Origin of the sequence: Nonomuraea sp. NPDC059023 (assembly GCF_042740095.1) — a bacterium.
GTDB lineage: Bacteria > Actinomycetota > Actinomycetes > Streptosporangiales > Streptosporangiaceae > Nonomuraea.
In genome coordinates this window covers 45,694-51,834 of sequence record NZ_JBHYIO010000061.1, presented here as the reverse complement: position 1 = coordinate 51,834, position 6,141 = coordinate 45,694, and the positions used below count along the sequence as shown (strand labels likewise).

8 protein-coding genes are annotated in these 6,141 nt (G+C 73.9%); 5 read left to right on the top strand and 3 right to left on the bottom strand.

Annotated elements, in window-relative coordinates:
- The first annotated feature begins 145 nt into the window (after positions 1–145).
- Genes ACFWYW_RS54205 through ACFWYW_RS54195 form a run of 3 tightly spaced genes read left to right on the top strand, consistent with a single transcriptional unit; the run spans position 146 to position 2,243 of the window.
- On the top strand, positions 146–532 hold the full coding sequence (locus tag ACFWYW_RS54205) for a hypothetical protein (protein WP_379612800.1): 387 nt from the start codon (positions 146–148) through the stop codon (positions 530–532).
- Positions 529–984, top strand: a complete 456-nt coding sequence (locus ACFWYW_RS54200; RefSeq protein ID WP_379612799.1) for a MarR family winged helix-turn-helix transcriptional regulator — start codon at positions 529–531, stop codon at positions 982–984. The genes ACFWYW_RS54205 and ACFWYW_RS54200 overlap by 4 nt, the downstream gene beginning before the upstream one ends.
- A 35-nt stretch (positions 985–1,019) precedes the next feature.
- Complete coding sequence (locus tag ACFWYW_RS54195; protein ID WP_379612798.1) at positions 1,020–2,243, top strand: ion channel protein; 1,224 nt, start codon at positions 1,020–1,022, stop codon at positions 2,241–2,243.
- On the opposite strand, the gene ACFWYW_RS54190 is transcribed toward ACFWYW_RS54195, so the two are convergent.
- The 3 genes from ACFWYW_RS54190 to ACFWYW_RS54180 are packed head-to-tail and all read right to left on the bottom strand — an operon-like array spanning position 2,224 to position 4,410.
- The gene (locus ACFWYW_RS54190) at positions 2,224–3,363 is read right to left on the bottom strand and encodes an epoxide hydrolase family protein (RefSeq protein ID WP_379612797.1); all 1,140 of its coding nucleotides are present in this window, start codon (positions 3,361–3,363) and stop codon (positions 2,224–2,226) included. The two genes, ACFWYW_RS54195 and ACFWYW_RS54190, sit on opposite strands and share 20 nt — an antisense overlap.
- 58 nt (positions 3,364–3,421) lie before the next feature.
- Entirely contained in the window at positions 3,422–4,018 is a 597-nt protein-coding gene (locus tag ACFWYW_RS54185; RefSeq protein ID WP_379612796.1) for a hypothetical protein, read from the bottom strand.
- Entirely contained in the window at positions 4,015–4,410 is a 396-nt protein-coding gene (locus ACFWYW_RS54180) for a hypothetical protein (RefSeq protein ID WP_379612795.1), read from the bottom strand. The genes ACFWYW_RS54185 and ACFWYW_RS54180 overlap by 4 nt, the downstream gene beginning before the upstream one ends.
- Between ACFWYW_RS54180 and ACFWYW_RS54175 the strand changes: the two genes are divergently transcribed.
- Together ACFWYW_RS54175 and ACFWYW_RS54170 are read left to right on the top strand one after the other, a co-directional pair.
- Positions 4,409–5,503, top strand: coding sequence for a sensor histidine kinase (locus ACFWYW_RS54175; protein WP_379612794.1), 1,095 nt, complete (start codon positions 4,409–4,411; stop codon positions 5,501–5,503). The two genes, ACFWYW_RS54180 and ACFWYW_RS54175, sit on opposite strands and share 2 nt — an antisense overlap.
- Positions 5,491–6,135, top strand: a complete 645-nt coding sequence (locus tag ACFWYW_RS54170) for a response regulator (protein ID WP_379612793.1) — start codon at positions 5,491–5,493, stop codon at positions 6,133–6,135. The genes ACFWYW_RS54175 and ACFWYW_RS54170 overlap by 13 nt, the downstream gene beginning before the upstream one ends.
- Positions 6,136–6,141: the final 6 nt, after the last annotated feature.

The following is a 6,141-nucleotide window of genomic DNA, read 5'->3' as shown; positions in this document are numbered from 1 at the left end:
AGTGGTCCTCGCGCAGGTCGGCGTCCGGACGCGCGGTCAGCCGCAGCTCCGTCGCGTGGGTGATCGTCATACGCCGACCGTAGGAAGAGACGCGGCAATATCGGTTCCGCATTAGATATATGCGAATTGCATATAATATCAGGGCATGAGCACATCGGAGCGGACAGAGGCGGCCGTGGGCCGTTGGCACGAGGTCGTGAACGGCGGGGACCTGGACGGCGTGCGCGCGGTCGTGGCCGACCCCGTCGTGGTCAACGGGCCCAAGGGGTCCGGGCCCATCACGCCCGGCGACTTCGCCGGCTGGATCGTGCGGTCGGGGATCGAGCTGCGTCCCCGCTCGTGGCATCCGGTCAACGAGCGGGTCGTGGTCGTCGAGCAGGACGCGCGCTGGCCGCAGGACCGCGAGTGGAGCAGGGTCGCGACCGTGTTCCGGGCCAGCGGGGACCGGGTCTCGGCCGCGTTGCGCTTTCCCGAACTGCGGGCGGCGCTCGAGTTCGCCCGCCTGTACGCCGACCTGGCCGCGACCGAATGAGCGGGCCGGGACCCGGACAGGCGCTGTTCCACTTCGTTCGCCACTGGTCGCGGCGCTGGAACGCGGGGGCCGAGCGCGGGCGCGACGTCATGGTGGCCGAGGCGGTCCACGCGCTGGACGGGCGGCCGGAGATCACCGTCAACGAGGTCGCCGCCGAGCTGGGGCTCGACCAGTCGGGCGCCTCCCGGCTGGTCGCCCAGGCGGCCGGGCGCGGCTATCTCGCCGTCACCGCCTCGGCCGCCGACGGGCGGCGCCGTACCGTCGAGCTGACCGAAAAGGGACGGGAGCTGCTGCGCGACGCGCACGCCTGGCAGGAGGCGGTCTTCGCCAGGCTCACCGGCGACTGGACCCCCGAGGAGCGCGCGGACCTCCACCGCGCGATGCTCCGGCTGATGAGCCGCTCACCGGAGCTCACGGCAGGGTTCGCGGGCGAGAAAGTTACGCGGGCTTGATCTTGTCTCGACGGCGGCCAGGCAACTGACAGGGCATGACCCAAGGCCGACCCGCCGCGGCGCTGGCCCGGCTCGCGCTGCCCGCGCTGGTCGTCGGCGTCGCCTGCAGCCTCATCCTGATAGTGGTCGACATCGCCGCCGAGGCGCTGCAGGAGGTTCTGTGGCACCACCTGCCCGCGGCGATGGGCCTGGACGGCGCCTCGCCCTGGTGGACGCTGGCCATTCTCACGCTGACCGGCCTGGCGGTCGGGCTGGTGGTGTGGAAGATCCCCACGGGCCCCGACCCGGCCACCGAAGGGCTGGTGGGCGAGCCGCTGCCGGTGTCCGTCGTCCCCGGCATGCTGCTGGCCACCGCGCTCACCCTCGCCGGGGGTGTCAGCCTCGGACCGGAGAACCCGATCACCGCCGCCAACGTCGCCCTGGCCGTCGCGGTGGGCGTGCGCCTGCTTCCCGGCGTCAAGGCGCCGGTCTGGCTGGGCCTGGCCGCGGCCGGGACGATCGGCGCGCTGTTCGGCACGCCCGTGGCCGCCGCGCTGATCCTGTCGGAGCTGGCGCTCGGCCCGAAGGACGTGCCGCTGTGGGACCGCCTGTTCGGCCCGCTGGTCGCGGCGGGCGCCGGGGCGATCACCACCGTCCTGATCGCCAGCCCGGTCTTCCACCTGGGCCTGCCCGACTACTCCATCCAGCCCCTCGACCTGCTCAGCGGCATGGTCATCGCGTGCGTGGCCGTCCTCGCGGGGCTGGCGGCCGTCTACGCCTTCCCGCACGTCCACCGCCTGTTCCACCTCATCCGTCACCCCGTGCCCCGGCTGACGCTGGCCGGCGTGGCCCTCGGCGTCGCCGGGATGATCGGCGGCCAGATCACCCTGTTCAAGGGCCTGGCGGAGATGAAGGAACTGGTCGCCACCTCTTACGGCGCCGCCGCCCTGGCCCTGATCATCCTGGTGAAGCTCGCCGCCCTCCTCATCGCCTCCACCGCGGCCTTCATCGGCGGCCGGATCTTCCCCGCGGTCTTCATCGGCGTCGCGCTCGGCCTGCTCGCCTCCGCCCTGGTGCCGGGTGTGCCGCCGTCGCTGTCCGTCGCCTGCGGCGTGCTCGGCGTGACTCTCGCCGTGACCCAGCAGGGCTGGCTGAGCCTGTTCATGGCCGCGGCCGTCGTCACCGACCTCGACCTGATCCCCGTGCTCTGCCTGGCCCTGCTGCCCGCGTGGCTACTGGTCACCGGGCGCCCTCAGATGATCATCGAAGAGAAGACGTGAAGAACGCGCGCAGGTCGGCTACCAGCAGATCGGGCCGCTCCATCGACAGGAAGTGGCCGCCCTCGCCCAGCTCGGTCCAGCGCACGACGTTGTGGTCGCGCTCCGCCCACGGCCGGATCGTCACGTCGTGGGCCGTGACCAGCACCCCGGTCGGCACCTTGCCGCGCTCGGGCGCTTCGCCCCATTCGACGGCCGAGATCTCCTCGTAGTAGATCTGCGCCGCCGAGCCCGCCGTGCCGGTCAGCCAGTAGATCGAGACGTCGGTCAGCATGCTGTCGCGGTCGATGCTCTCCTCCGGCAGGCCCTCCTCCGGGATCGTGAGCTCCTTGAACTTCTCCATGATCCAGGCGAGCTGGCCGGCCGGCGAGTCGTTCAGGCCGTAGGCCACGGTCTGCGGGCGCTTGGAGTTGCACTGCAGGTAGCCGTCGTTGAAGTTCTCCATGCGCTCCCACCGGCCCCGCTCGACCTCCGACAGCGCGTCCATCTCGCCCTCGGCGCCGGCCGGGAACGTGATCATGCCGTTCATGTGCACGCCGATCACGTGTTCGGGATCCTGCCTGCCGATCGCCGGGGCCACCCAGGAGCCGGTGTCGTAGCCGTGCGCGCCGTAGCGGTCGTAGCCGAGCTCGGCCATGAGGCGCACGAACAACCCCGCCATCCTGGCCGCGTTCATGCCCGGCCCCGCCAGCGGCGTCGAGAACCCGAAGCCCGGCAGCGACGGGATCACCAGGTGGAAGGCGGCCGACGGGTCGCCGCCGTGGGCGCGCGGGTCCGACAGCGGGCCGATCACGTCGAGGAAGTCGGTCACCGCGCCCGGCCAGCCGTGCAGCAGGAGCAGCGGCGTCGCGTCCGGCTCGGGGGAGCGGACGTGCAGGAAGTGGATGTTCTGCCCGTCGATCGCGGTGAGGTACTGCGGGTGCTCGTTGATCGCCGCCTCGTGCGCCCGCCAGTCATAGCCGGCACGCCAGTAGCCGGCCAGTTCCCGCAGGTACTCCACCGGTACGCCCCGGCTCCAGCCGACGCCGGGCAGCTCGTCCGGCCAGCGGGTCGCGGCCAGCCGGTCGGCCAGGTCGTCGAGCCGCGCCTGCGGGATCTCGACGCGGAAGGGACGGATGCTCATCGCGGTTCCTCTCGTTCGGTCGTTCACCCCTTGGGCGCAAGACGCGCTCTAGCGTCCGCTATTTCCGATGTAGCGTGACCGACAGCACCGCCTTGCCGGCCCAGCCGATGTTCCGCACGCTGCCGCCCGCCGCGAGCAGGTGCCACGCCGCGGCGAGTTGCGGCCCGCCCACGTTGTCGAGGATCAGGTCCACCGGCCGGTCGATGCCGTCCAGGCCGATGACGATCTCGTCCGCCTCCAGTCCCCGCGCGCGGGTGGGCGAGCCGACCGAGGCGATCACGTGCGCCCCGCCCATCCTGGCCAGCTGTACGGCATAGCGCCCCACCCCGCCCGCCGCCCCGGTGACCAGAACCCGGCGGCCCAGGATGTCGCGCGTACGCAGGGTGCGCAGCGCGGTGAGGCCCGCCATCGGCAGGGCGGCGGCGTCGGCCGGATCCACCCCGGCCGGGATCTCGGCCACCGCGGTGGTCTCCACGGCCATCCGCTGCGCCCAGGCTCCGGCCCCGAAGGCGGCGACCCGGGTCCCGGCGGCGGGCCCGGAACCGTCGGCGGCCGGGTGCAGCACGACCCCCGCCGCGTCGTATCCGTGCACGGTGCCCGGCGGGCGGCCGCCGGCGAAGGTCACCTCGCCGCGGTTGAGCGAGATGTGGCTCACCTCCAGAACGAGCTGCCCGGCCGCCGGCCGCGGTTCCGGCGCCCGCCCGGGAACGCCTGCTCGCCTTCCTCGGTGGGCTCTGCGCGATCGCGGAGGGCAACGCCGTCCTGCTCTCGGCGCACGAGCAGGCCTGCGCCGGCGACAAGTTCGCCGACCCGAGCTACCGCTTCTGGCACGCCCACCTCACCTCCCTGCTGGAGGGCGCGGGCACCGACCCCGGCTTCCTCGCCCACGCCCTGCTCGCCCTCTTCGACGGCGCCCTGATCCGGCACGTGGGACCGGGCCGCTTCACCGACTCCGTCAAGGACCTCGCCGCTACCCTGATCTAGGCCGCGAAGGTGCAGCAGGCTGTAGTGACGGTGCGCAGGCGCCGCCTGGAGACTGGGCGGCATGCGCGAACGATGGACCGCGGTGTGGCGCGGGCTTCGATATCTGCTGGTCAACCTGGTCTGCGGGCTCGCCACCCTGCCGCTGCTGCCGCTCGCCGCGCTCCCGGCCGCGGCGCCGGGGTTGCGGCGGTGGGCGGCGTGGAACCGGCGGCGGGCCGCGGCTCTCCTCGGGGTTCCCGCCCCGGTCACGGGCCCGGGGCGGTGGTGGGGCGTGGAGTTCGCGCTCACCGGGGCGCTCGCCGGGTTCGCCGCGTTCCTCGCCGCCGGCAGGGTCGTGGCGGTGCCGGTCTGGTGGCTGTACCCGGCGGAGCGGCCGCTCGTCCTGCTGGCGCCGGTGGACGGGTGGGGGCCCGCGCTCGGGTTCGGCGCCGTGGCGCTGGCGCTCCTGGTCGCGGGAGCGCCGCCGGTGGCCCGCCGGCATGCCCGCAGGACCCTGGCCGGGCCCGCCGACCTGGACCGGCTCACCGAGCGGGTCGCGGAGCTGGGTGAGAGCCGCGCCGCCGTACTGGACGCCCATGGGGCGGAACTGCGCCGCATCGAACGCGACCTGCACGACGGCACCCAGGCCCGGCTGGTCGCGCTGGCCATCAGGCTCGGCGTCGCCAGGGAGGCGCTCGGCGAGCGCGGACCGGTCGCCGACCTGCTGCGGGAGGCGCACGAGGGCGCGGAGGAGGCGATGGTGGAGCTCCGCGGGGTGATCCGCACCATGTACCCGCCGATCCTGGCCGACCGCGGGCTCGACGGCGCGCTCGCCGCGCTCGGCGCGCGGTGCGACGTCCCGGTCGACCTGCGCCTCGAAGGGGCCGGCGAGCTGCCGGCCGCGCTGGAGGCCGCGGCGTACTTCACCGTGGCCGAGGCCCTCACCAACGTCGCCAAGCACAGCCGCGCGAGCCTGGCCACCGTCCGCGTCGGGCGCGCGGACGGCGTCCTGCACATCGAGGTCGCCGACGACGGCGTGGGCGGCCTGGACGAGACGCGCGGCACCGGCGTCGCCGGCATCCGCCGCCGCGCCGCCGCCCTCGACGGCGCGCTCCGGGTGACCAGCCCGCACGGCGGCCCGACGCGCCTGGTGGTGGAGCTGCCGTGCGCGTCGTGATCGCCGAGGACAACGTCCTGCTGTCGTCCGGGGTGGAGCTCCTGCTGGCCGCCAAGGGCATCGAGGTGCCGCAGGTCGCCACCGACGGGCCCGGGTTCGTCGCCGCCGTGCGGCGCCATCGCCCCGACGTGACCATCGTGGACGTACGGCTGCCGCCCACCTTCCGCGACGAGGGCGTCAGGGCGGCACTGGAAGCCAGGCGCGCCGTCCCCGGCCTGCCGATCCTGGTGCTGTCGCAGTACGTCGAGCGCGTCTACGCCCGCGAACTGCTCGCCGACGGCGGCGGCGCGGTCGGCTACCTGCTCAAGGACCGCGTGGCCCGGGTGAGCGAGTTCGTCGCCGCGCTGCGCACGGTCGCGGCGGGCGGCACCGTCATGGACCCGGAGGTCGTCGCCCAGCTCATGTCCGGCCGCGAACGCCGCATCGACGCCCTCACCGCCCGCGAGCGCGAGGTCCTCACGCTCATGGCGCAGGGCCGCGGCAACGCCGACATCGGCGCCCTGCTCACGATCACCGGCAGCGCCGTGCACAAGCACATCGGCAACATCTTCACCAAGCTCGGCCTGCCGCCCGAGGAGGGCGGCCACCGCCGCGTGCTCGCCGTCCTGGCCTTTCTCGGCAGCGAGCGCTGAAACCCC

What these genes read in the sequence shown, in the direction of transcription:
- ACFWYW_RS54195 (WP_379612798.1), top strand. Translation starts at nt 1,020, where the DNA reads ATGACCCAAGGCCGACCCGCCGCGGCGCTGGCCCGGCTCGCGCTGCCC.
- ACFWYW_RS54205 (WP_379612800.1), top strand. Translation starts at nt 146, where the DNA reads ATGAGCACATCGGAGCGGACAGAGGCGGCCGTGGGCCGTTGGCACGAG.
- ACFWYW_RS54200 (WP_379612799.1), top strand. Translation starts at nt 529, where the DNA reads ATGAGCGGGCCGGGACCCGGACAGGCGCTGTTCCACTTCGTTCGCCAC.
- ACFWYW_RS54190 (WP_379612797.1), bottom strand. Translation starts at nt 3,363, where the DNA reads ATGAGCATCCGTCCCTTCCGCGTCGAGATCCCGCAGGCGCGGCTCGAC.
- ACFWYW_RS54180 (WP_379612795.1), bottom strand. Translation starts at nt 4,410, where the DNA reads ATGCCGCCCAGTCTCCAGGCGGCGCCTGCGCACCGTCACTACAGCCTG.
- ACFWYW_RS54175 (WP_379612794.1), top strand. Translation starts at nt 4,409, where the DNA reads ATGCGCGAACGATGGACCGCGGTGTGGCGCGGGCTTCGATATCTGCTG.